19 protein-coding genes and 1 pseudogene are annotated in these 20929 nt (G+C 72.2%); 14 read left to right on the plus strand and 6 right to left on the minus strand.

From position 1 onward, the window contains the following. The first annotated feature begins 289 nt into the window (after positions 1-289). Both BJ998_RS30570 and BJ998_RS30575 read left to right on the plus strand, forming a co-directional pair. Entirely contained in the window at positions 290-709 is a 420-nt protein-coding gene (locus BJ998_RS30570) for a MarR family winged helix-turn-helix transcriptional regulator (protein WP_184866794.1), read from the plus strand. Beyond that, the gene (locus tag BJ998_RS30575; RefSeq protein ID WP_184866795.1) at positions 706-2019 is read left to right on the plus strand and encodes an MFS transporter; all 1314 of its coding nucleotides are present in this window, start codon (positions 706-708) and stop codon (positions 2017-2019) included. Before BJ998_RS30570 ends, BJ998_RS30575 begins: the two co-directional genes overlap by 4 nt. On the opposite strand, the gene BJ998_RS30580 is transcribed toward BJ998_RS30575, so the two are convergent. After that, complete coding sequence (locus BJ998_RS30580) at positions 2016-2726, minus strand: class I SAM-dependent methyltransferase (RefSeq protein ID WP_184866796.1); 711 nt, start codon at positions 2724-2726, stop codon at positions 2016-2018. The two genes, BJ998_RS30575 and BJ998_RS30580, sit on opposite strands and share 4 nt — an antisense overlap. A gap of 15 nt (positions 2727-2741) precedes the next feature. Further along, positions 2742-3662 (minus strand): AraC family transcriptional regulator, encoded by a 921-nt coding sequence (locus BJ998_RS30585; RefSeq protein ID WP_184866797.1) that lies wholly within the window; start codon positions 3660-3662, stop codon positions 2742-2744. A 206-nt stretch (positions 3663-3868) separates the two neighbouring features. Here BJ998_RS30585 and BJ998_RS30590 point away from each other — a divergent pair. Further along, positions 3869-4609: pseudogene (locus BJ998_RS30590) on the plus strand (zinc-dependent alcohol dehydrogenase family protein); the annotation flags it as partial. Positions 4610-4723: 114 nt separating this feature from the next. Here the strand turns inward: BJ998_RS30590 and BJ998_RS30595 are convergent. The 3 genes from BJ998_RS30595 to BJ998_RS30605 form a co-directional block, all read right to left on the minus strand. Beyond that, positions 4724-7477, minus strand: coding sequence for an AfsR/SARP family transcriptional regulator (locus BJ998_RS30595; protein ID WP_184866798.1), 2754 nt, complete (start codon positions 7475-7477; stop codon positions 4724-4726). A gap of 134 nt (positions 7478-7611) precedes the next feature. Then, the gene (locus tag BJ998_RS30600) at positions 7612-10347 is read right to left on the minus strand and encodes an AfsR/SARP family transcriptional regulator (protein WP_312890404.1); all 2736 of its coding nucleotides are present in this window, start codon (positions 10345-10347) and stop codon (positions 7612-7614) included. 117 nt (positions 10348-10464) lie between these two features. Further along, entirely contained in the window at positions 10465-11610 is a 1146-nt protein-coding gene (locus BJ998_RS30605; protein WP_312890405.1) for an epoxide hydrolase family protein, read from the minus strand. 46 nt (positions 11611-11656) lie between these two features. Between BJ998_RS30605 and BJ998_RS30610 the strand changes: the two genes are divergently transcribed. From BJ998_RS30610 to BJ998_RS30655, 10 genes are all read left to right on the plus strand, one after another. After that, entirely contained in the window at positions 11657-12802 is a 1146-nt protein-coding gene (locus tag BJ998_RS30610; RefSeq protein ID WP_184866799.1) for a DUF1015 family protein, read from the plus strand. A gap of 25 nt (positions 12803-12827) precedes the next feature. Further along, positions 12828-13190: a chorismate mutase gene (gene aroH, locus BJ998_RS30615; RefSeq protein WP_184866800.1), complete on the plus strand. Its 363-nt coding sequence runs from the start codon at positions 12828-12830 to the stop codon at positions 13188-13190. Positions 13191-13356: 166 nt separating this feature from the next. Then, entirely contained in the window at positions 13357-14088 is a 732-nt protein-coding gene (gene cmk / locus BJ998_RS30620; protein ID WP_184866801.1) for a (d)CMP kinase, read from the plus strand. Further along, complete coding sequence (locus tag BJ998_RS30625; RefSeq protein ID WP_184866802.1) at positions 14078-14755, plus strand: lysophospholipid acyltransferase family protein; 678 nt, start codon at positions 14078-14080, stop codon at positions 14753-14755. The genes cmk and BJ998_RS30625 overlap by 11 nt, the downstream gene beginning before the upstream one ends. After that, positions 14752-16167 carry a ribosome biogenesis GTPase Der gene (gene der, locus BJ998_RS30630; protein WP_184866803.1) on the plus strand — a complete coding sequence of 472 codons (1416 nt, stop codon included), beginning with the start codon at positions 14752-14754 and terminating at the stop codon, positions 16165-16167. The genes BJ998_RS30625 and der overlap by 4 nt, the downstream gene beginning before the upstream one ends. 3 nt (positions 16168-16170) lie before the next feature. After that, the gene (locus BJ998_RS30635; protein WP_184866804.1) at positions 16171-16776 is read left to right on the plus strand and encodes a LuxR C-terminal-related transcriptional regulator; all 606 of its coding nucleotides are present in this window, start codon (positions 16171-16173) and stop codon (positions 16774-16776) included. Between the two features lie 15 nt (positions 16777-16791). Next, positions 16792-17388: a TetR/AcrR family transcriptional regulator gene (locus BJ998_RS30640; RefSeq protein ID WP_312890406.1), complete on the plus strand. Its 597-nt coding sequence runs from the start codon at positions 16792-16794 to the stop codon at positions 17386-17388. Positions 17389-17531: 143 nt separating this feature from the next. Then, positions 17532-18704, plus strand: a complete 1173-nt coding sequence (locus BJ998_RS30645; protein WP_184869053.1) for a cytochrome P450 — start codon at positions 17532-17534, stop codon at positions 18702-18704. A 12-nt stretch (positions 18705-18716) separates the two neighbouring features. Then, positions 18717-18914, plus strand: a complete 198-nt coding sequence (locus tag BJ998_RS30650; protein WP_184866805.1) for a ferredoxin — start codon at positions 18717-18719, stop codon at positions 18912-18914. Beyond that, a complete protein-coding gene (locus tag BJ998_RS30655) occupies positions 18911-20047 on the plus strand; it encodes an NAD(P)/FAD-dependent oxidoreductase (protein ID WP_312890407.1) in 1137 nt (378 codons plus the stop codon). The genes BJ998_RS30650 and BJ998_RS30655 overlap by 4 nt, the downstream gene beginning before the upstream one ends. Before the next feature lie 72 nt (positions 20048-20119). Here BJ998_RS30655 and BJ998_RS30660 read toward each other — a convergent pair whose 3' ends face one another. After that, positions 20120-20503, minus strand: coding sequence for a VOC family protein (locus BJ998_RS30660; protein ID WP_184866806.1), 384 nt, complete (start codon positions 20501-20503; stop codon positions 20120-20122). Between the two features lie 66 nt (positions 20504-20569). Between BJ998_RS30660 and BJ998_RS30665 the strand changes: the two genes are divergently transcribed. Then, entirely contained in the window at positions 20570-20893 is a 324-nt protein-coding gene (locus BJ998_RS30665; protein WP_184869055.1) for an ArsR/SmtB family transcription factor, read from the plus strand. The last annotated feature ends 36 nt before the right edge of the window (positions 20894-20929 follow it).

Raw genomic sequence — 20929 nt, forward strand, 5'->3', positions numbered from 1 at the left:
ACCTTCCTTGCATCTCGAAAGGCTGCGCCGACGCTGCCTTCTCCCGCCTCAGACGCCCTCGTGGCCTAGGTCCTCCTCCCTGTCGACGCTCCCGCTCCGGGGGGCTTTTCCTTCCGGCAAGAGCCCCTGTTTCCATGGCCGACATGGTAGAATCGAACACGTGAGCGAACCTTCGAACCCGGCTCCCAAGCCGTGGCCGGTGCCGCGGTAACTTCCTTCCCCTAGCTGATGGCTTTCGCCGTGCCGGGGAGCGGTATGCCGTGAAAGTCATCAGCTAGGCTTAGTATCCGTGGACGATGACGAGTTGGCGGTCGAGGTCCGGGAGGCCGTGTCCCGGCTGGCGCGGAGACTGCGCCAGGAGCGGCCGCCGCACGAGCTCGGCCTGACCTCGCTGTCGGTCCTGTCGCGCCTCGACCGGCTCGGTCCCGCCGGCCCGTCCGCGCTGGCCGCCGCCGAGAACGTCCAGCCCCAGTCCATGACCCGCGCCCTCGCCACCCTGGTCGAGCGCGGTCTGGTCACGCGCGAGCCGCATCCGACCGATGGCCGGCAGACCGTCGTCAGCATCACCGACGCCGGACGGGCCGTGCTGGAAGAGGACCGCTCGCGCCGGGACGCCTGGCTGGCCGGCGTGATCGCGGACCGCCTCACGCCCGTCGAACGGGAGTTCCTCGGGGCCGCGGCCAAGCTCCTGGAGGTGCTCGCCCGATGAGCGTCGTCCAGCGCTCCACCGGGCTGCGGCTGGTGCTGCCCGTGGTGCTCGGGACGCTGCTCAACGCGATCAACTCCTCGATGATCGCGGTCGCGCTGGTCGACATCCAGCACGAGTTCCACGCGGGCGCGGAGGTCGTGTGGCTGGTGTCGGGGCTGTACCTGGCGACCGCGGTCGCCCAGCCCACGATGGGGCGGCTGGCCGACCGGTTCGGGGCGCGGCGGGTGTTCTGCTGGGGACTCGTGATCGTCATGGCGGCGGCGGTCGGCGCGCCGTTCGCGCCCGGCCTCGGCTGGCTCGTCGCGGCGCGGGTGCTGCTCGGCATCGGCACCTCGGCGGCGTATCCCTCCGGGGTTTCCTTGATACGGCAGGGAATCGGCGGCGAGGCCACCGGGGCGCTCGGCGCGATCTCGGCGGCCGGTCAGGTGGCCGTGGCGCTCGGGCCGCCGCTGGGCGGGGTGCTCGTGCTGCTCGCCGGCTGGCGGTCGGTCTTCTGGGTCAACCTCCCCATCGCCGCCCTGTCGATGCTGCTGGTGCTGCTGTGGGTGCCCCGCGACCGGGCCGAACGGTCCACTTCGGTCGGCCTGGACCCGTTGGGAATACTGCTCTTCGCCGCCGCGATGGTCGGCCTGCTGGTGTTCCTGCTGGAATTCCGGTGGGTCTTCCTGGCCGCCGCCGTCGTGCTGGCGATTGTCCTGCTGTGGTGGGAACTCCGCGTCTCCCGGCCGTTCATCGACGTCCGGATGCTGTGGGCCAACCGGCCCCTCAGCCGCACCTACGCCCGGGTCGCCGTCACCTACGTCGTCTTCTACACGATCTTCTACGGCGTTCCCCAGTGGCTCGAACAGGGCCGCCTGCTCACCAGCGCCGAGGCCGGGCTGGTCGTGCTGCCCATCGCCGGCATGGGCATCGTCGCCACCGTCATCGCCACCCGCCGTCCCCGCCTGCCCCTGCTCGTCATCGGCTCCGCCGGTCTGCTCGTCGGCAGCCTCTCCCTGCTCCTCGTCGGCACCTTTACCCCCGTGGTGCTGCTGGTGATCGTCTGTGCCGTCCTCGGCATTCCCAACGGCTTCAACAGCCTGGGCAACCAGACCGCCATGTACGCGGCCGCGCCGGAAGGCCAGGTCGGCACCGCCTCCGGCCTCTACCGCACGTCCCAGTACATCGGCGCCAACCTCGCCGCCGCCCTCGTCGGCCTCGGCCTCGGCGACCACGCCACCGACGGCGGCCTCCACCTGCTCGCCGTCGTCATCTCGGCGATCAGCGCCGGGTTGCTGGCCGCCGCCCTGTTCCGAAAGCTACGGGCCTAGCCTGATTTCGTTGCCAGGAAGACGTGTTCGCGGCCGGGGCGGTCGGGGGCGTCGCGGACGTCGGTGACGGTGAAGCCATTGGCGAGGAGGTCGGATTCCACCTCGGCGCGGGAGCGGAAGCGGAGCGTCGACGTGGAGGTGAGGCGTTCGCCGTCGGGGAAGATCCAGGTCCAGCGGAAGGTGACGAGGGGGCCGTCGACGGCGAGGAGATCGACCCAGGTCTCCACCCCGTCGATGACGCTGAAGGTCTCGGAGCGGTTCCAGCCGAGCCAGGCCTGCCGGGCGGGGACACGGGTCTCGAACATGAGGACGCCGCCGGGGCGCAGGGCGGAGTGGACGCCGCGAAGGGTGGCGGCCCAGTCGGCGGGCGAGACGATGGCCTGGGCGACATTGGCGGTCATGACGGCGAAATCGGCCTGCAGGGGTGGCAGATCCCTTGCGTCGCCGTGGATCCAGCGGACACGGTCGGAGCCGGGCTTGGCCCGGGCGACGTCGAGGGAAGCCAGCGCGGGGTCGACGCCGACGACGGACAGGCCGAGGTCGGCGAGCTTCAGGGCCAGAACCCCGGTGCCGCAACCGATGTCCAGAACGGTGCGGGCGTTCAGCTCCGAGGCGACGGCGATGTAGGGGTCGAGGTCGGAGCGGTCGCCCTCGTGCACGTCGTAGAAGGCGGCGAGCCGGGGATGGGTGAAGCCTTCGTCTGCCATGCGGCCGATTCTGGATCAGGCGGCTCGCGGACGCCGTCGGTTTTTCCGCCAGGCGCCGGGGGAGACGCCTTCACGGCGGGTGAAGACGCGGCTGAGGGCGGTGCCGGTGTCGTAGCCGACCCGCACGGCGATCTCCTGCACGCTCAAGGGGGTGTCCCGAAGCAGGGTCTTGGCCCGGTAGATCCGCCACGACGTGAGGTAGCCCAGCGGTGTCTCCCCGGCCTTGGCGCGGAAGGCGGCGGCGAAGGCGGAGCGCGACATGCCGGCGATGCGGGCGAGTTCGGCGACGGTCCACGGCCGCGCGAGGTCGCCGTGCATGGCGTTCATGGCGGCGGAGAGCTGGGGGTCGCGGAGCGCGCCGAGCCAGCTGACGGCGCTGCTGCCGACGGAGGCACAGCAGGCCCGCATCGCCTGCACGAAAAGCACATCGGCGAGCCGGCTGGCGATCAGCGCGGAGCCGATGCCGCCCTCGGACGTCTCGGTGTCGAGCAGGTCGAAGGTGGCACGAAGCGACCGGCCGGCGGCGTTGCCGAGGTCGATGCGCAGCAACGGCGGCAGAGCGTCGAACAGCGGTTCCGCGGCGGCGGCGTCGAAGGAGAACCGGCCGGAGAGGATCACGGTCCGCTCACCGCCGCCGCCGCCATGCGCGGCAAGATGCCCGTCGAACAGCGACTCGCAGTCCACGAGGGTGCGGCCGGGCGCGTCCTGGAGGGTGAACTCGACGGTGCTCTGCACCAGGCAGCAGTCGCCGGCGACGAGTCGCTGCGGCTCGTCGAGCGACTTCGTGCCCAGCCAGCAGGAGCCCTCCGCGACGAGCAGCAGCCGGGCGGAGTCGCGCGACCGGAAGGAGATGCCCCACGGCGCGCGGGCGTCGAGCCGGGTGTACTGGGAGGGCCCGATGTTCATCGTGGTGAGCACGGTGTCGACGAGATCCATGGCCCCTCGGCGTGGACGATCGGTAGCAAACTCTGGACTCCAGGATACTGACCGTCCAGCCACGGCGTCCTAGCGTCGTGACCATGCAGTCATACCGATTGAACGCCGCCCGCGCCCTCGAACTGGTGGACGGCCCCACGCCCACGCCCGGACGCGGCCAGGTCCTGGTCCGCGTCAAGGCCACCTCCCTCAACGCCCGCGACACGATGATCGCCGACGGCGTCCACCCGAGGCCGGCGCTGCCGGACCTGATCCAGCTCTCCGACGCCGCGGGCGTGATCGAGGCCGTCGGGCCGGACACCACTCGGTTCCAGGCCGGCGACCGCGTGGTCAACTCGTTCTCCCCGAACTGGTACGGCGGCCCGCTGCGGGAGTTCGGCCAGATGTACGGCACCGACATCGACGGCTGGCTCGCCGAGTACGTCGTGGTCGACGCGAACGCACTGGTGCACATGCCCGAGCACCTCAGCTTCGAGGAGGCCGCGACGCTGCCGTGCGCCGCCCTGACCGGCTGGTCGGCAGTGGCCGGCGTCGGGCCCGGCGACACCGTGCTGGTGCAGGGCAGCGGCGGCGTGTCGCTGTTCGCGTTGCAGTTCGCCCACGTTGCCGGCGCTCGGGTGATCGCCACCACCTCCAGCGAGGCCAAGGCGGAGAAGCTGCTCGCCCTCGGCGCCAGCGACGTCGTGAACTACGTCGAGACGCCGGACTGGGGCGCCGCGGTCCGCAAGCTCACCGACGACCGCGGCGTGGACCTGATCGTCGAGGTCGGCGGGGCGATCGCCCAGTCGATGGAGGCGCTCGCCATGCGCGGCACCGTCGCCCTCGTCGGCAGCCTGGCGGGGCCCGGCGCGGGACCGGACCTGATGAGCGTCCTCACCCGGGTCGCGACGCTCCGCACGATCGGCGTCGGCAGCCGCAGCGACCTGGAGGAGATGAACCGCGTCATCGCCCAGCACCGCCTGCGCCCCGTGATCGACAGCGTCTTCCCCCTTCGCCGAGGCCCGGCCGGCGTTCGAGCACTTCCGGCACGGCTCACGTTTCGGCAAGGTCGTGATCAGCCACTAGCGGCGCTGGGTCGGGACGAGGCCGTCGGCCAGGGCGGCCAGTTCCTGGCGAACGACGTCCGCCTCGGCGTGCCGGGCCTGGCGCTCGAAGACGGCGATCGACTGCTGGAAGGCGTCGCGGGCCTGGTCGAGCTGCCCGAGCGCGAGATGGGCGCGGGCGAGGTCGGCCAGGGTGCCGCCGATGACGGTGTTGTTGCCGATCTGGCGGTAGAGGTCGAGGGCCCTGGTGTGGTGGCGGACGGCCGTCGCGTGGTCGCCGGTCATGGCGGCGATCAGGCCGAGCACATCGGTGGCGTCGGCCTGGTCCTCGACGTCGTTGTGCTCCCGGAAGACGGCCAACGCCTCCTCGCAGCACTGGCGGCCCCACTCGTGCCGGCCGAGGCGGGCGGCGAAGGTGCCGACGAGGGTGAGGGCCTCGCCCTCCCACAGGGGCTCGCCGGTGCGGCGGGCGGCCTCCAGCGCCTCCAGCTGGTGGTCGAGTGCGGGCTGCCATTCCTGGAGTCGCTTGTACACCAGGGCAATGGCCTGCTCGGTGCGGCAGAGGTTGACGGGATCCCGCTCCCGGTCGACCAGCCCGAGCGCGATCTGCAGCTGGTCCAGCGACTCGGGGAAGCGCTGGACACGGGAGTAGGCCCGGCCGGCGAGGCGGTGGATGACGGCGGCGGTCTTGGTGTCCACATGGGACACGGAAGTGAGCGCGGTCTCCCAGAAGGCGAGGTTGTCGTGGTGCAGGCCGAGCCGGTAGCAGTGGGTGGCGGTGTTCCACGCCACCTGCCACACCACGTCGTGCCAACCGAGTTCGACGGCAAGCTGTTGCACGGCAAGCAGACAGGGGATTTCGGCGTTGAACCACGCCGTGCCGTCGGCGGGCGTGTCGGGCTGGCAGTCGGGCGGCAGCTCGACGAATTCGACTTCCTGGTAGAAGGCATCCAGCGCCTTCTCGGCGTTCTGTCCTGAGTGGACGTAGAACGCGGTGAGCCGGCGCAGGGCCGGTTCGCGGTCGACGTCCGAGACCTGCGAGACGGCGAACAGCCGAACCAGGTCGTGCATCCGCCATCGGCCGGGAACCTCCTGGTGGATCAGGGAAAGCCGTTCCAGGCCGCGGAGCACGCGACCGACCGGCGCCACCGGGAGGCCGGCGAGAGCGGCGGCGGCGCCGAGGCTGATGTCGGGGCCGGGGGAGAGGCCGAGCAGGGCGAACACGCGTGCCTGCTCGGCGGTCAATGCCTTGTGGGAGCAGGAAAGCACGGCGGTGACGCCGGCGCCGGGGTCGTCCTCGTCGAGCACGCCGAGCCGGGTGGCGGCGTCGCGGAGCTCGGCGGCGAGCGTGGACAGCGGAAGGTCGGGGCGGGTCTGGGCCCGGCCGGCGACCAGGCTGAGCGCCAACGGGAAACCGGCGCAGAAAGCCAACAACTCGGACACCGCCGCAGGCTCCGCGGCCAGTCGCGCGGCGCCGACCCGGTTGCCGAGCAGGAGACCGGCGGCGTCGTCGTCGAGCAGGCCGACGGCGAGCGGCCGGGCGCCGTGGTTGGTGACCAGCCCGGCCAGCCGGTCCCGGCTCGTCACGATCACCGCGCACGTGGGGCTGCCGGGCAGCAGCGGCCCGACCTGCGCGGAGTCGGCGGCGTTGTCGAGCACGACGAGCATGCGGCGGTCGGCGAGCAGGCTCCGGTACAGCGCGGCCTGCCCGTCCAGGTCGGTCGGCACGGCGGACGCGGCGACGCCCAGCGCGTCCAGAAATGCCCGTACGGCAACGGAAGGCGGCACGGGCTCGCTGGTGGGGTCGAAACCGCGCAGGTTGACGTGCAGCTGCCCGTCGGGGAACTCCGCCACGTGCTGGTGCGCCCATCGCAGCGCCAGAGAGGTCTTGCCGATGCCGCCGGTGCCCCAGATCGTGGCGACGGGCATCGTGTCGTCGCGAAACTCCAGCGCCCGCGACAACGCCGTCAGCTCGATCACCCGGCCGGCGAACCACGCCGGCGGCGCGGGCAGCTGTCGCGGCACGAGGACGGGCCGCCGAGCGGTCGCCACGGCCAGGGCGGGATCGGCGGTGAGGATGCGCTGGTGCAGTTCCCGCAGCTCAGGCCCGGGATCGGTGCCGAGATCCTCGGCCAGCCTCGTCCGTACGGCCTGGTACCGGCTCAGCGCCTCGGCCTGCCGGCCGGCCCGGTACAGGGCCAGCATCAGCTGCCCGGCGGCGCGTTCGTCGAGCGGGTTCTCGGCGGTCCGGGCCAGCAGCTCCGGCACGAGCGCGGCGTGCTGGCCGAGGCGCAGCCGCAGGTCGGTGTGGTCCAACTCGGCGGCGAGCCGCTCGCGGGCCAGCCGGCCCCGCTCCTCGACGGCCCAGTCGGAGTCCAGCCCGGCCAGCGCCTCGCCCCGCCACAGCGCGAGGGCCCGCTCGAACACCGAGGGATCGTCGGAGCCCCGGGCCTGGGCGACCAGGCTTCGGAACAGGTTCACGTCGATGGCCAGCGGATCCTCGACGAGCAGCGAGTAGCCGCCCGCCCGCCGCACGATCGTCACGCCGTCGACGCGGCGCAGCCGGGTCAGGTAGCTGTGCAGGGTGCCGGTGGCGCGCTGCGGCGGGTTCTCGCCCCACACCCGGTCCACCAGCTCGTCGACCGACACGACGGCGTTGACGTCGACGAGCAGGGCGGCCAGCACGCACTGCTGCCGCGCGTGGCCGATGTCGGCGGGCCGTCCGTCGACCGTCGCCGTGATTGCGCCCAACAGTGCAAACCGTGCAGTCACGAACCGTGCATAGTGCCTGTGGCCTGCGGATTCAAGCGGAATGCAAGAAAGGGCGCGCCGACGTGGGGCACGATGGCGCACGACCACGCCGCGTCCAGGGCTCCAGGGGGGAACCGCGGGCGCGGCGTGGTCGCCTAGTCGAGCTCGGCGAGCTGGTCCCGCATGCGTTCGACGTCGGCCTCGCGGCGCTGTTCGTGGTACTGCGCCAGCGCGTGTTCCCAGGCCCGCCGGGCCGCCGGTCGGTCGCCGAGCCCGAGCAGCGCGCGGCCCAGCCGGTCGTGCAGTCCGGCGATGACGGTGAAGTTGCCCAGTTCGCGGTACATCTCGATGGACCGTCGGAAGTGGTCGACGGCGTCGGCGTGCCGGCCGCCGCGCTCGGCGATGAGCCCGAGCGAGTCGAGGGTGTCGGCCTCGCCGGCACGGTCGTCGAGCTCGCGGAACACCTCCAGCGCCTGCCGGGCCTCCTCGTGGGCGACGTCGAGCTTGCCCAGCCGCGCCAGGTACCAGGACACGAGGTTCCGCATCTCGCCCTCCCAGAGCCGGTGGCCGATCCGCAGCGCCAGGTCCAGCGCCTTGGTGGCGTGATCGAGGGACGCGAGGTCGTCGCTGCGCCGCTCCAGCACCAACGCCATGGCCTGATGGGTACGGGAAAGCTGGCCGAGATCGCCGGCCTGCTCGAACACGGCGAGGGCCCGGTTGAGCTCGTCGATGGCCTCGGGCAGCTGGTGCAGCCGCGAGTGGGCGCGGCCGAGCTGCCGGTGCGCGACCCCTTGCACGCCCAGGCCCAGGTGTTCGGCGGCGGCCGCGCCGGCCTGCCACAGCGCGAGGTTGTCGTGGTGGCGGCCGCGCCGGTAGTAGTAGATGACCTGCCCCTCGGCCAGCCAGAACGCCGCCAGGTGCCACCCGTGCTCCAGGGCGATGCGCTGCGCGGCGAGCAGGCAGCGCCGTTCCTCGTCGAACCACGCCATGGGATCGCTCGGCGCGAGCGGTTGGCAGCCGGGCGGGATGGGCTCGTCCGCGTCGGTGACGGGGAAGCTGGGATCCAACACACGGTTGCCGGCCTGCGCGCTGCGCGCGTAGAAGACGACGACGCGGCGCAGCGCCGCCTCCGGGTCCTCGGCCCGGTTGGCCGCGTACAACCGAACCAGGTCGTGCATCCGCCACCGGCCGGGGCTGTCCTGCGACACGAGGCTGCGCTGTTCGAGGTCCCGCAGCGCCTGCGCGGTCCGGCCGGCGGGCAGGCCGGCGAGCGAGGCGGCGGCGTGCAGGTCGATGTCGTCGCCGGGAACCAGGCCGAGCAGCGTGAACACCCGCGCCTGGTCGGCGGTCAGGGTGTCGAAGGAACAGGACAGCATGGCGGTGACGCCGGAGCCGGGGTCGTCCTCGTCCAGCACGCCGAGCCGGGTGGAGGCGTCGCGAAGCTCGTCGGCCAGCACGGCGAGCGGCTGACCCGGCCTGATCTGCGCGCGGCCGGCGGCGATGCTCAGCGCCAGCGGAAAACCGCCGCACAGAGCCAGGATCTCGGCGACGGCGTCGGGTTCGGCGGCCAGTCGACGGACGCCGACCCGGTTGTCGAGCAGCGCTCGCGCCTCCGAGTCGTCTAGGATGCCGGCGATCAGCGGGCGGGCGCCGTGCTTGGTGACGAGACCGGCGAGGCGGTTCCGGCTCGTCACGATCACCGCGCAGCCGGGGCTGCCCGGCAGCAGCGGCTCGACCTGCGCCACGTCGGCGGCGTTGTCCAGCACGACCAGCAGGCGGCGGCCGGCGACCCGGCTGCGGTACAGCGCGGCCTGCGCATCCGGATCGGCCGGCACGCTCCGCGGCTCGACGCCCAGCGCGCCGAGGAAGCCCCGCACCGCGGTCGACGGGGTCACCGGAGGCGCGGACGGGTCGAATCCGCGCAGGTTGACGTGCAGCTGGCCGTCGGGAAAGTCCTCGATACGCAGATGCGCCCAGCGCAGCGCCAACGCGGTTTTGCCGATGCCGCCATTGCCGACGATCACCGCGATCGGCACGCCGCCGGTGTCGGCGAGCGCCTCGCTCAGCGCCGCCAGTTCGTCGGCGCGGCCGGCGAACCCGGTCGGCGGCGCGGGCAGCTGCCTCGGCACGACCTGGTCCGCCGGCCGCGCCGGCACGGCGAGCACCGGGTTGGCGGTGAGGATCCGCTGGTGCAGCTGCCGCAGCTCGACGCCGGGATCCGCGCCGAGCTCGGTGGCGAGCCGTCCTCGCACCGCCTCGTAATGCGCGAGTGCCTCGGCTTGCCGGCCGGTGCGGTACAGGGCGAGCATCAGCTGGCCGGCCGCCCGCTCGTCCAGCGGATGCGCCGCCGCCCGCTCCACCAGCTCCGGCACCAGAACCCCGTGCCGGCCGAGCTGCAGCCGCAGGTCGGTGACGTCCAGCTCGGCGGCGAACAGCTGCCGGTCCAGGAGCTCACGGGTCGCGACGGCCCACGGTGAGTCCAGCCCGGCCAGCGCCTCGCCCCGCCACAGCTGCAACGCCTGCTCGAACAGCTCGACCGCCCGCTCCGGCGCGGACGTTGTCCGGGCCCGGTCGACCAGGTGCTCGAACAGGCGCACGTCCACCGTCAATGGGTCGTCCACCAGCAGCGCGTAGCCGCCGGACCGGCGCACGATGGCGAGCCCGGGCAGGGCGTTGCGGAGCCGGGTGAGGTAGCTCTGCAGCGTGCCGGTGGCCCGCTGCGGCGACTGCTCGCCCCACACCCGGTCGACCAGTTCGTCGACCGGGACGACGGCGTTGACGTCGATCGCCAGCGCGGCGAACACGTGCTGCTGGCGGGTGTGCCCGAGCGCCGCCGGGCGGCCGTCGAGCTCCACCTCGACGCCGCCCAGCATGCGGATCCCGACCGTCACCGCATCCCCCTGACCTGCGGATTCAAGCGGGTTGCAACTTTTCCCGCCACCTCGTCCGGCAGACTAGCCGACAGCCGGCCGCCGTTCCTGGCGCGGAGGGGTCGCCAGGACCGGCGGTCAGCCGCGCAGCGGCCGGAAGAACGCGCGGATGTCCTCGACCAGCGCTTCCGGCTGCTCCATGGCGGCGAAGTGGCCGCCGCGCTCGAACTCGGTGAACCGCTGCAGGTTGTACGCCCGCGCCACCCACTCCCGCGGCGGCCGGGAGATCTCCTTGGGGAAGCTGGCGAAGCCGGTCGGCGTGTCGATGTAGCCGGGGGTGAACATCGGCGTCGCCTGGTCGCGCCACGCCTCGTAGTAGAGCCGGGTGGAGGTGGCGATCGAGTTGGTCAGCCAGTAGATGCTGATGTTGGTGAGCAGATCGTCCTTGCTGAACACCGACTCCACGTCGCCGTCGCAGTCGCTCCAGCTGCGGAACTTCTCGACGATCCAGGCGGCCAGCCCGGCCGGCGAGTCGGACAGGCCCGCGCCGAGGGTGGCCGGCTTGGTGCTCTGGATCGCGGTGTAGCCGCCCTCGCTGCTGCGCCACGCCGCCTGGCCATCGACGTAGGCTTGCTCGGCGTCGGTGAGCGCGGCGGAGTGCTCCCCGATCACGGGCCGAGCGGCCATCATGTTCACGTGGATGCCGGCGAGCCGGTCGCCGTGGTCCCGGCCGAGGCAGGTAGTGATCACCGCGCCCCAGTCGCCGCCCTGCGCCGCGTAGCGCTCGTAGCCGAGCACGTCGGTCATCAGCTCGTGGAACCGGTGCGCGATCTCGGGCGGGGAGATGCCGGGCGTGCCGGGGTGTTCGGAGAAGCCGTAGCCGGGCAGGCTGGGCGCGACCACGTGGAACGCGTCGGCCGGGTCGCCGCCGTGCGCGGCCGGGTCGGTCAGCGGACCGATGATCTTGCTGACCTCCCAGAACGAGCCCGGCCAGCCGTGGCTGAACAACAGGGGTAACGGCTTCGGGCCTTTCCCCTCGACGTGCACGAAGTGCAGCTCGGCATCCCGCACGGTGGCGGTGAACTGCGCCATCTCGTTCAGCTTGGCCTCGGCCGCCGACCAGTCGAACTTGGTCCGCCAGTGCTCGACCAGCTCCGCCAGGTAGCCCGGCGGCGTCCCGTGCGTCCAGTCCGGCGACAGCGCGGGCGCGAATCTGGTGCGTGCCAGCCGTTCGCGCAGGTCGTCCAGGTCACGAGTGGGGACCGAAATTCGAAACGGCTTCACGCCCTCGCCTCCAGTGATCGCTCGGCCACGGGTCATCATGGTGGTCATGAACGGCTGGGTGCGTCCAGTGAGAACGGCCTGGGTCGTCCGGGACCTCGTGCCGGGCCCGGACGTGGACGAGTTCGCCGAGCCCGACCAGGTGACCGCCGCGCTGACGGCCCCCGGGGCGGCGACCGGCACGCTGCTGGCCGTGCAGCACCCGCACCGCACGCCGGCGGCGCGGGCCCGCGGACTGAGCCTCACCGACGCGTTGCCGATCGCCCGGGAGGCGCTGGATCACTTGCGCGCCAACCACTATCGCGAGATCCACGACGTCGTCGCGCCGTACCGGGTGGACGGCCCGGACGGTTCCGCGCACGGCGTGCTGTGCCTGGTCGATCCGGCCGAGGTGGGACGAATCCGGCACACCGAGGAGGTGTTCCCGGACGTCGTCGCGGAACGCTCGGCGGTGCTGTCCGGGCTGGGCTGCGCCACCAGCGCCGCCATGCTCGTGCCCGTGTCCGGCGGCGCCGTCCTGACGTCGCTGCTGGCGGACGTGTGCGAGGAGTTGGCGGATCCGGCGGTGTCCGTTGTGGACTCCGCCGGGCATCGGCACCGGATGTGGTTGCTGGAGAAGGGCTCCCGGCAGGCGGAGTTGCTGGAGCTGCTCCAGGAGCAGTCGCTGCTCGTCGCGGACGGCAATCACCGGGTGGCGGCGGCGACCGGGTCCTCGCTGCTGGCGTTGATCACCGGCGGGCCGTCGCTGCGTATCGGCGCGATCCACCGGGTGCTCACCGGCACCGGCCTGGACGCCGACACGGTGTACCGGAGGTGGCGGGAGATCGGCCTCACGGTCACGCGTGGGGGCGACGCCGAGCCGCCGAGCCGGCCCGGGGTGGTGGTCGCGCTCGTCGACGGCGAGGTGCTGCGGGTCGTGCTGCCCGACATGGGCGCGGAGACGCCGCAGATCGACCACGGCGTGGTCGAGCAGGTGCTCGTCAAGCAGGCGCTGGGCATCGATCCCGATGGTCCCTCGCTTCGCACGCTGCCCGCGGGACGGCCGGTGCCCGCAGGTGCGGACGTCTTGCTGCAGCTGGCCCCGGTGCCGTTCACGGATGTGCTCGCCGTGCACGCCGAGGGCCGGCGGATGCCCCGAAAGGCCACGTATTTCACGCCGAAACCCCGCAGCGGGCTGCTGCTCGCCGCGCTGTGACCGGGACGTCGGTTAGGGTCGGGGCATGGCAGTGCGGGCAGTGCGGGGCGCGACGCAGATCGACGCCGACGAGAGGGAACAGGTGCTCGAGGCGACCGCGGAGCTGGTCGACGAGGTGCTCAAGCGGAACGGGCTGGTGCCCGACGACCTGATCAGCGTCGTGCTCACCGCGACCCCGGACATCAAGTGCGAGTTCCCGGCGTACGCGGCGCGGATGGCCGGGCTGGCCGACGTGCCGCTGCTGTCGGCGACCGAGATCGACGTGACCGGGGCCATGCCGCGGGTCATCCGGCTGCTCGCCCACGTGGAGACCGATCTCACCCGCGCCGAGATCAAGCACGCCTACCTCCGGGGCGCGGCCGCCCTCCGCACCGACCTCCCGCACTGAGCCGAAGCTGTGAACGGACCTTTCCCAAACTCCGAGTAGAGGAACGGTCCGTTCCGAGCCTCGGGGAGCAGCCTCGGGGAACCCGACAGCTGTCCCTGATTCGTTGATCGGCCGGGGCACCAGGCAGAATGGTGCTGGACGGTCGGCGACTTCGGGAGGCGTTACGGTGGAACGCGGCGAGCTGCGTGGTGTGGTGGCCCTGGACGGGCCCTCCGGCACCGGCAAGTCCACCGTCGCCCGCAGGCTCGCGACGCGGCTGGGCGCCCGCTACCTCGACACGGGCGCGATGTACCGGGCGGCGACGCTGGCGGTGCTGCGCGCGGGCGTCGACCCGACGGACACCGACCAGGTGCGGGACGTCGTCGCCGGCGCCGAGCTGAAGGTCACCACGGACCCGCAGGCGCAGGCCACGACGCTGGACGGTGACGACGTCAGCGCGGAGATCCGTGGCCAGGAGGTCACCACCGCCGTGTCCCCGGTGTCGGCGGTGCCCGAGGTGCGGGCGCAGCTGGTCGCCCAGCAGCGGTCGATCATCGCAACCGCGCTGGCCGAGGCCGGCGGCATCGTGGTCGAGGGCCGTGACATCGGCACCACGGTCGCGCCGGACGCCGGCCTGAAGGTGTATCTGACGGCGTCGGCGCAGGCCCGCGCCGAGCGCCGGAGCAGGCAGGACGCGGCCGCGGGCCGGCAGTCGACGGTGGACGCGACGCTGGCCGACGTGCGCCGCCGCGACACGTACGACTCGACCCGCGCGGTGTCCCCGGCCAAGGCCGCGGACGACGCCGTCGAGCTGGACACCACGCACCTGGACCTGCAGGGCGTGCTCGCGGAGCTGCTGGCGATGGTCGAGGACCGCGGCCTGCTCGCGGTCCCGACCGGGAGCGCACGTGAGCACTGACCTTCCCGACGGTTCGCTGCCCTGGCTGCACGAGTTCGCCCGCTGGCTGGGCACCTTCATCTTCGTGCCGTTCTACCGGCTGCGGGCGCACGGCCTGGAGAACGTGCCGCGGACCGGCCCGGTGCTGATGATCGCCAACCACAGCACGATGGTGGACGGCCCGGTGCTGTTCGCGGTGTCCCCGCGGCGGCCGGTCTTCCTGATCAAGCGGGAGATGTTCAAGGGCCCGCTGGGCTTCCTGCTGCCGCGCATCGGCCAGATCGCGATCAGCCGCGGCGAGCCGGACCGGGCGCCGCTGATGACGGCGGTGCGGGTGCTCAAGGCCGGCGGCATGGTCGGCATCTTCCCCGAGGGCACGCGCGGCGCCGGCGACGTCGACGCGGCGCACAACGGCGCCGCCTGGCTGGCCCGCACGTCCGGCGCGGTGGTGCTGCCGGTGGCCTGCCGCGGCACGCTGCGCCCGGCCGGCGTGACCAGGCGCCGCTTCCGCCCGCGCGTGGACGTGCTGGTGGGCAAGCCGTTCGAACTTCCGGCCGACAAGGGCCGTGCCGCGCTGACCGCCGCCACCGAGCGGGTCCGGGTCGAGCTGGCCGACCTCGTCGCCGAACTGGATCGCCTGCGGGCAGGTCGCCCGCCGGCGAGCACAAGCAAGGAGCACGAGGCGTGAGTGAGTTGGACGGCACCTGGACCGACGAGGCCGAGTGGGCCCTCGTGGACGGGGGCGCTGAGCAGCGGGACTCGGACGACGGTGCGGTGCCGCAGCCGGTGCTCGCCGTCGTCGGTCGGCCGAACGTCGGCAAGTCGACGCTGGTGAACCGGATCCTGGGCCGTCGTGAGGCGGTCGTCCAGGACACGCCCGGCGTGACGCGTGACCGTGTCGCCTACGACGCGCTGTGGAGCGGTCGGAAGTTCACCGTGGTGGACACCGGCGGTTGGGAGCCGGACGCCAGCGGCCTGCAAGCCTCCGTGGCCAAGCAGGCGGAGCTGGCTATGCAGACCGCGGACACCGTGCTGGTCGTGGTGGACGCCTCCGTCGGCGCGACCGCTACCGACGAGGCCGTGGCCAAGGTGCTGCGCCGGTCCAAGCGGCCGGTGCTGCTGGTCGCCAACAAGGTCGACGACGACCGGCTGCTCGGCGACGTGGCTTCGCTGTGGTCGCTGGGCCTCGGCGAGCCGCACCCGGTCAGCGGCCTGCACGGCCGCGGCTCCGGCGACCTGCTCGACGCCATCCTCGAGGCGCTGCCCGAAACCCCGCGTGACGACTACGCGGAGCGCATCGGCGGCCCACGCCGCGTCGCCCTGGTCGGCAAGCCGAACGTGGGCAAGTCCAGCCTGCTCAACCGGCTGGTCGGCGAGCAGCGCGCGGTGGTCGACTCGGTCGCCGGCACCACCGTGGACCCGGTGGACTCGCTGGTCGAGCTGGACGACGAGGTGTGGCGCTTCGTCGACACCGCCGGCCTGCGCAAGCGGGTCAACTTCGCCAGCGGCACCGAGTACTACGCGTCGCTGCGCACCAAGGCCGCCATCGACGCGGCCGAGGTGGCGATCGTGCTGCTGGACGCCAGCGAGCCGATCGCCGAGCAGGACCTGCGGGTGCTGACCATGGTGGTGGAGGCCGGCAAGGCGCTGGTGCTGGCCATGAACAAGTGGGACCTGGTCGACGAGGACCGCCGCTACCAGCTGGAGAAGGAGCTGGAGCGGGGCCTGGTCCGGGTGCCGTGGGCGCAGCGGATCAACGTCTCCGCGGCGACCGGCCGCTCGGTGCGCAAGCTGGCCCCGGCCCTGCGCACGGCGCTGACCTCGTGGGACTCCCGGATCCCGACCGGCACGCTGAACTCGTGGCTGTCCGACCTGATCGCGGCCACGCCGCCGCCGGTGCGCGGCGGCAAGCAGCCCAAGGTGCTGTTCGCTACGCAGGCGCAGACCCGGCCGCCGACGATCGTGCTGTTCACCACCGGCTTCCTGGAGGCCGGCTACCGCCGGTTCATCGAGCGCAAGCTGCGCGAGCAGTTCGGCTTCGTCGGCACACCGATCCAGATCTCGGTGCGGGTGCGAGAGCGCAAGCCCCGCAAGGGATAGCGCATGCCGGTACGGGTGGTGCTCGCCGAGGACGACGCCGCGCTGCGGGCCGGCCTGCGCCTGCTGCTGGAGGCCGGCGGCCGGGTCGAGGTCGTCGCCGAGGTGGACCCCGGGCCGAAGCTGCCGGCAGTGGTGCGTGCGCAGTGGCCGGACGTCGTGCTGGTCAGTGACGTGTCGGCGCTGCGAGGCCTGGACGGCGGGCCGCCGGTCGCGGTGCTGGCGGCGTCCGCTGTGGACGATGCCGTGAACCGGGCGATCGACCTTGGCGCCCAAGGGTTCCTGCTCGCCGACGCGGAGCCGGAGAGCCTGGTGCGGGCGGTGCTCGACCTGGCCGCCGGCGGCGCGGTGTTCGACCCCAGGGTGGCCGCCGCCCTGCTGCCTCGGCTGCGCGGCAACGCGATGCCGGACAACGATTTGCTGCGAGGACTGTCCACACGGGAGCGTCAGGTGTTGGACCTGATCGCCGGCGGGCGGTCCAACGCGGCGATCGCCACCGAGCTGGGGCTGACCGAGGCGACCGTGAAGAGCTACGTGTCGGCGCTGCTGGGCAAGCTCGGCGTGCGAAACCGTGTGCAGGCCGCGCTGATCCTCCGACAGATGCGGCCGTAGCGGTTACAGTGCCTCGTGGCCGAGACCTCGCACCGCGTGCGCAACCCGTGGGGGCAGGGTGAGCGGTTGCGCCTGGAGATCCTCGACGCGGCCGCGCGCCTGCTGTCCGAGCTGGGCGGCGAGCAGGGGCTGACCATCCGGGGCGTGGCGCGGGCGGCGGGCATCGCGCCGGCCAGCATCTACCAGCACTTCGCCGACAAGGCCGCGCTGGTCAAGGGCCTGGTCGCCTACGACTACGAGCAGCTGTCGGCGGCCATGACCGCGGCCGACGAGCAGTGTCCGCCGGAGGCGGTGCTGGACCGGGTGCGGGCGCAGATGAAGGCGTACTGCCGGTTCGCGCTGGACAGCCCCGGCCACTACCGGCTGATGCTCAACAACCGGCCGATCTCGCGCAGCGGGCCGCTGATCGACATCGTGACGCAGATGATCTCGGCGTTCGAGCGCTGCGAACGGGCCGGGGTGCGGCTGCGGGTGCCGGCGCGGCGTGCCGCGGTGATGGTTTTCGTCGGCGCGCACGGCCGGGTCGCGCTCTGGCACGCCACCGAGGACCCCACCCAGGAGCCGCTGGTCCTGGAGTTCGTCGACGAGCTGATCTCACTCGTCACGGAGTGACGCAGGTCACTCGCACACCGTTACTAGTTGGATAGTGCAACCAAATGGCGCTATGCTGCCGAAGTCAGCGAACGATCGTTTGGTAACTGGGGGTCACAGTGACCGATACCTTGCCCGGGACCGAAACGGTGCCGGCCTTCCCCATGGACCGGGCCGCGAAATGCCCCTTCGACCCGCCGCCGCGGCTGCGCGAGGCGGAGCCGATCAGCCGGGTGCGGATCTGGGACGGCAGCACCCCGTGGCTGATCACCGGCTACGAAGCGCAACGGGCCGTGCTGGCCGACCAGCGGTTCAGCGCCGACGCCCGCAAGGCCGGCTTCCCGGCGCAGTCGGCCGCGGTGCTGGCCCGGCGTGAGAACACCCGGTCGTTCATCGCGATGGACGACCCCGAGCACGACCGGCACCGCAAGATGCTCACCCGCAACTTCATGATCAAGCGGGTGGAGGCGATGCGGCCGCGCGTGCAGGAGATCGTCGACGGCCTGATCGACGACATGCTCGCCGGGGACAAGCCGGCCGACCTGGTCACCGACTTCGCGCTGCCGGTGCCGTCGCTGGTGATCTGCGAGCTGCTCGGCGTGCCGTACGCCGACCACGACTTCTTCCAGGCCCGCAGCAAGAAGCTGGTCTCCCGCAGCACGCTCCTCGAGGAGGCGGTCAAGGCAGGCGACGAGCTGCGCGAGTACCTGCTGGACCTGATGGCGGCCAAGGAGAAGGAGCCGACCGACGACCTGATCGGCCGGCTGGTCACCGATCAGCTGGCCCGCGGCGAGCTGACTCGGACCGAGGTCGCCGACATGGGCACGCTGATGCTCATCGCCGGGCACGAGACCACCGCCAACATGATCGCGCTGGGCACGGTCGCCCTGTTCGAGCACCCGTCGCAGCTGGCCGAACTCCGCGACACCGACGACCCGAAGCTGATCGCCAACGCGGTCGAGGAACTGCTGCGGTACCTGACGATCGTGCACACCGGGCGACGCCGCGTCGCCACCGAGGACGTCGAGGTCGCCGGCCAGCTGGTACGCGCCGGCGAGGGCGTCATCCTGGCCAACGACGCCGGCAACCGCGACGAGGCCGCCTTCCCCGAGCCCGACCGGCTCGACATCCACCGGCAGGCGCGGCACCACATCGCCTTCGGCTACGGCGTGCACCAGTGCCTCGGCCAGCCGCTGGCCCGGATGGAGCTGCAGGTCGTCTACAGCACGCTGTACCGGCGGATCCCCACGCTGGAGCTGGCCATCCCGTTCGAGGAGATCCAGTTCAAGCACGACGCGATCGTGTACGGCGTCCACTCGCTTCCCGTTACCTGGTAAGGACTTCTGGCCATGAAGGTTGTCATCGATCAGGACAAGTGCGTCGGCGCCGGGCAGTGCGTGCTGCTCGCCCCGGACGTGTTCGACCAGCGCGACGAGGACGGCGTCGTCGTGCTGCTGCAGGAGTTCCCGCCGGCCGAGCTGCACGACGACGTCCGGCTGGCCGCCCGGGTCTGCCCGGCGCTGGCCATCGAGCTGGCCGAGCGGTGATCGCGGTTGTCGGGGCGTCGGCCGCGGGCCTGACCGCGGCCCAGACGCTGCGCCGCGAGGGCTACGACGGGCCGTTGACGGTCATCGGCGACGAGGAGCACATGCCGTACGACCGGCCGCCGCTGTCCAAGCAGATCCTGGCCGGCGAATGGGAACCGTCGAAGATCACTCTTCCGTCCACTATGGACAATGTCGAGTGGATGTTGGGTGTGCGGGCCGTCGGGCTGGACGTCGGGGGCCGTCGGCTGGCACTGTCCACCGGGGACTCACTGCCGTACGACAAGGTGGTGATCGCCACCGGCGTCACGCCGCGGCGGCTGCCGGTCGGTCAGGACCTGGCCGGCGTGCACACCCTGCGGACCCTGCCGGACGCGTTGGCGTTCAAGGCGGAGTTGGCCGCCGCGCGGTCGGTGGTGATCGTCGGGGCCGGCTTCATGGGCTCCGAGGTGGCCGCCGTGGCGTCGGCCATGGGAGCGGACGTCACCGTCGTCGATCCCTTGCCCGCGCCCATGATCCGCCAGTTCGGGCCGTGGCTCGGGGGTCTCGTCGCCAAGCTGCACGCCGACCACGGCGTGCGGATGCGCCTCGGCGTCGGTGTCACCGGGCTGGTGGGTTCCGGCCGGGTTTCCGGCGTGGAGCTGGCCGACGGCACCGTGCTTCCCGCCGACGTCGTGCTCGTCGCCATCGGCTCCGTGCCCAATACCTCGTGGCTGGCCGGCAGCGGGTTGTCCCTGACCGACGGCGTCGACTGCGACTCCCTCTGCCGGGCCGCCCCCAACGTCGTGGCCGCCGGCGATGTCGCGTCGTGGACCCATCCCGTACACGGTCGGCGGATCCGGGTCGAGCACCGGATGAACGCCACCGAGCAGGGCATGGCCGCGGCCAGGACTTTGCTGGGCAAGGGCGCGCCGTATGCGCCGATCCCGTACTTCTGGACCGACCAGTACGACGTCAAGATCCAGGCGTACGGCACCTTCCCCGAGGGCGCGGCTCCTACCGTCGCCGCCGGCGATGTCGGCGCCGGCCGCTTCGCCGCGCTGTACGTGGAGGATGGTCGCGTCACCGGCGTCGTCGGCTGGAACCTGCCGCGCGACACCCGCCAACTCCGCGCCCGGATCGGCGAGCCGGTGTAGTGCGGGCGGCTTGATCTCAGTCGATCATGTGCGTGGGGCCTCTCGTTGTCGGCGGGCCCTCCACGCCATCCCTCACGAGCCGCTGCCGTAGTCGCGGGTGAGGATCTCCAGGTTGTGCCCGTCGGGGTCGGGGAAGTACACGCCCTGGCCCCCGTCGTTGGTGTTGATCTCACCGGGCTGCTGGCGGTGCGGGTCGGCCCAGTAGGGCAGGCCGGCGGCGCGGATGCGGTCGAAGATCGGCTGGAACTGGTCGTCGGACACCTTGAACGCGTAGTGCAGCGAGCCGATCTCGCCGTCCACGCGCATGAAGTCGAGGCTGACGCCGTTGTCCAGCGTGACCACCTGGAACGGCCCGAACGTGACCGGCGCGGCCACCCCGAGCAGTTCGGCCAGGAACGTGGCGGACTTGTGGGGGTCGGAGGCGGGGACGATGGTGTGGTTCAGTTCGACGGCCATGTGCCCACGGTAGAACTTCGAGCGCGCTGGAGGTCTACCTCCGCGTGCTAGCATCGCCCAGTGACGATGACATCGACGCGGATGGATCTGTTGCCGGCGGCGGCCCTGTTCCGCTCGCTGGGCGATCCCGCACGGCTGGCCATCCTGCAACGCCTCGCCGTCGGACCCGCGCGGGTCACCGACCTCGTCGCCGCGCTCGGCCTGGCCCAGTCCACGGTGTCGAAGCACCTGGCCTGCCTTCGCGGCTGCCAGCTCGTCGACTCCGAGCCGGTCGGCCGCGCCTCGGTGTTCCGCCTGACGCAGCCCTCGGTGGTGGAACTGCTGGCCTCGGCCGAATCGGTGTTGGCGGCGACGGGAAATGCGGTGGCCCTGTGTCCGACCTGCGACTGAGCCTGCCCGGCCCTTTCCCTGCTCGCCGCGGCCGGG

It is taken from the genome of Kutzneria kofuensis (assembly GCF_014203355.1).
Lineage (GTDB): Bacteria > Actinomycetota > Actinomycetes > Mycobacteriales > Pseudonocardiaceae > Kutzneria > Kutzneria kofuensis.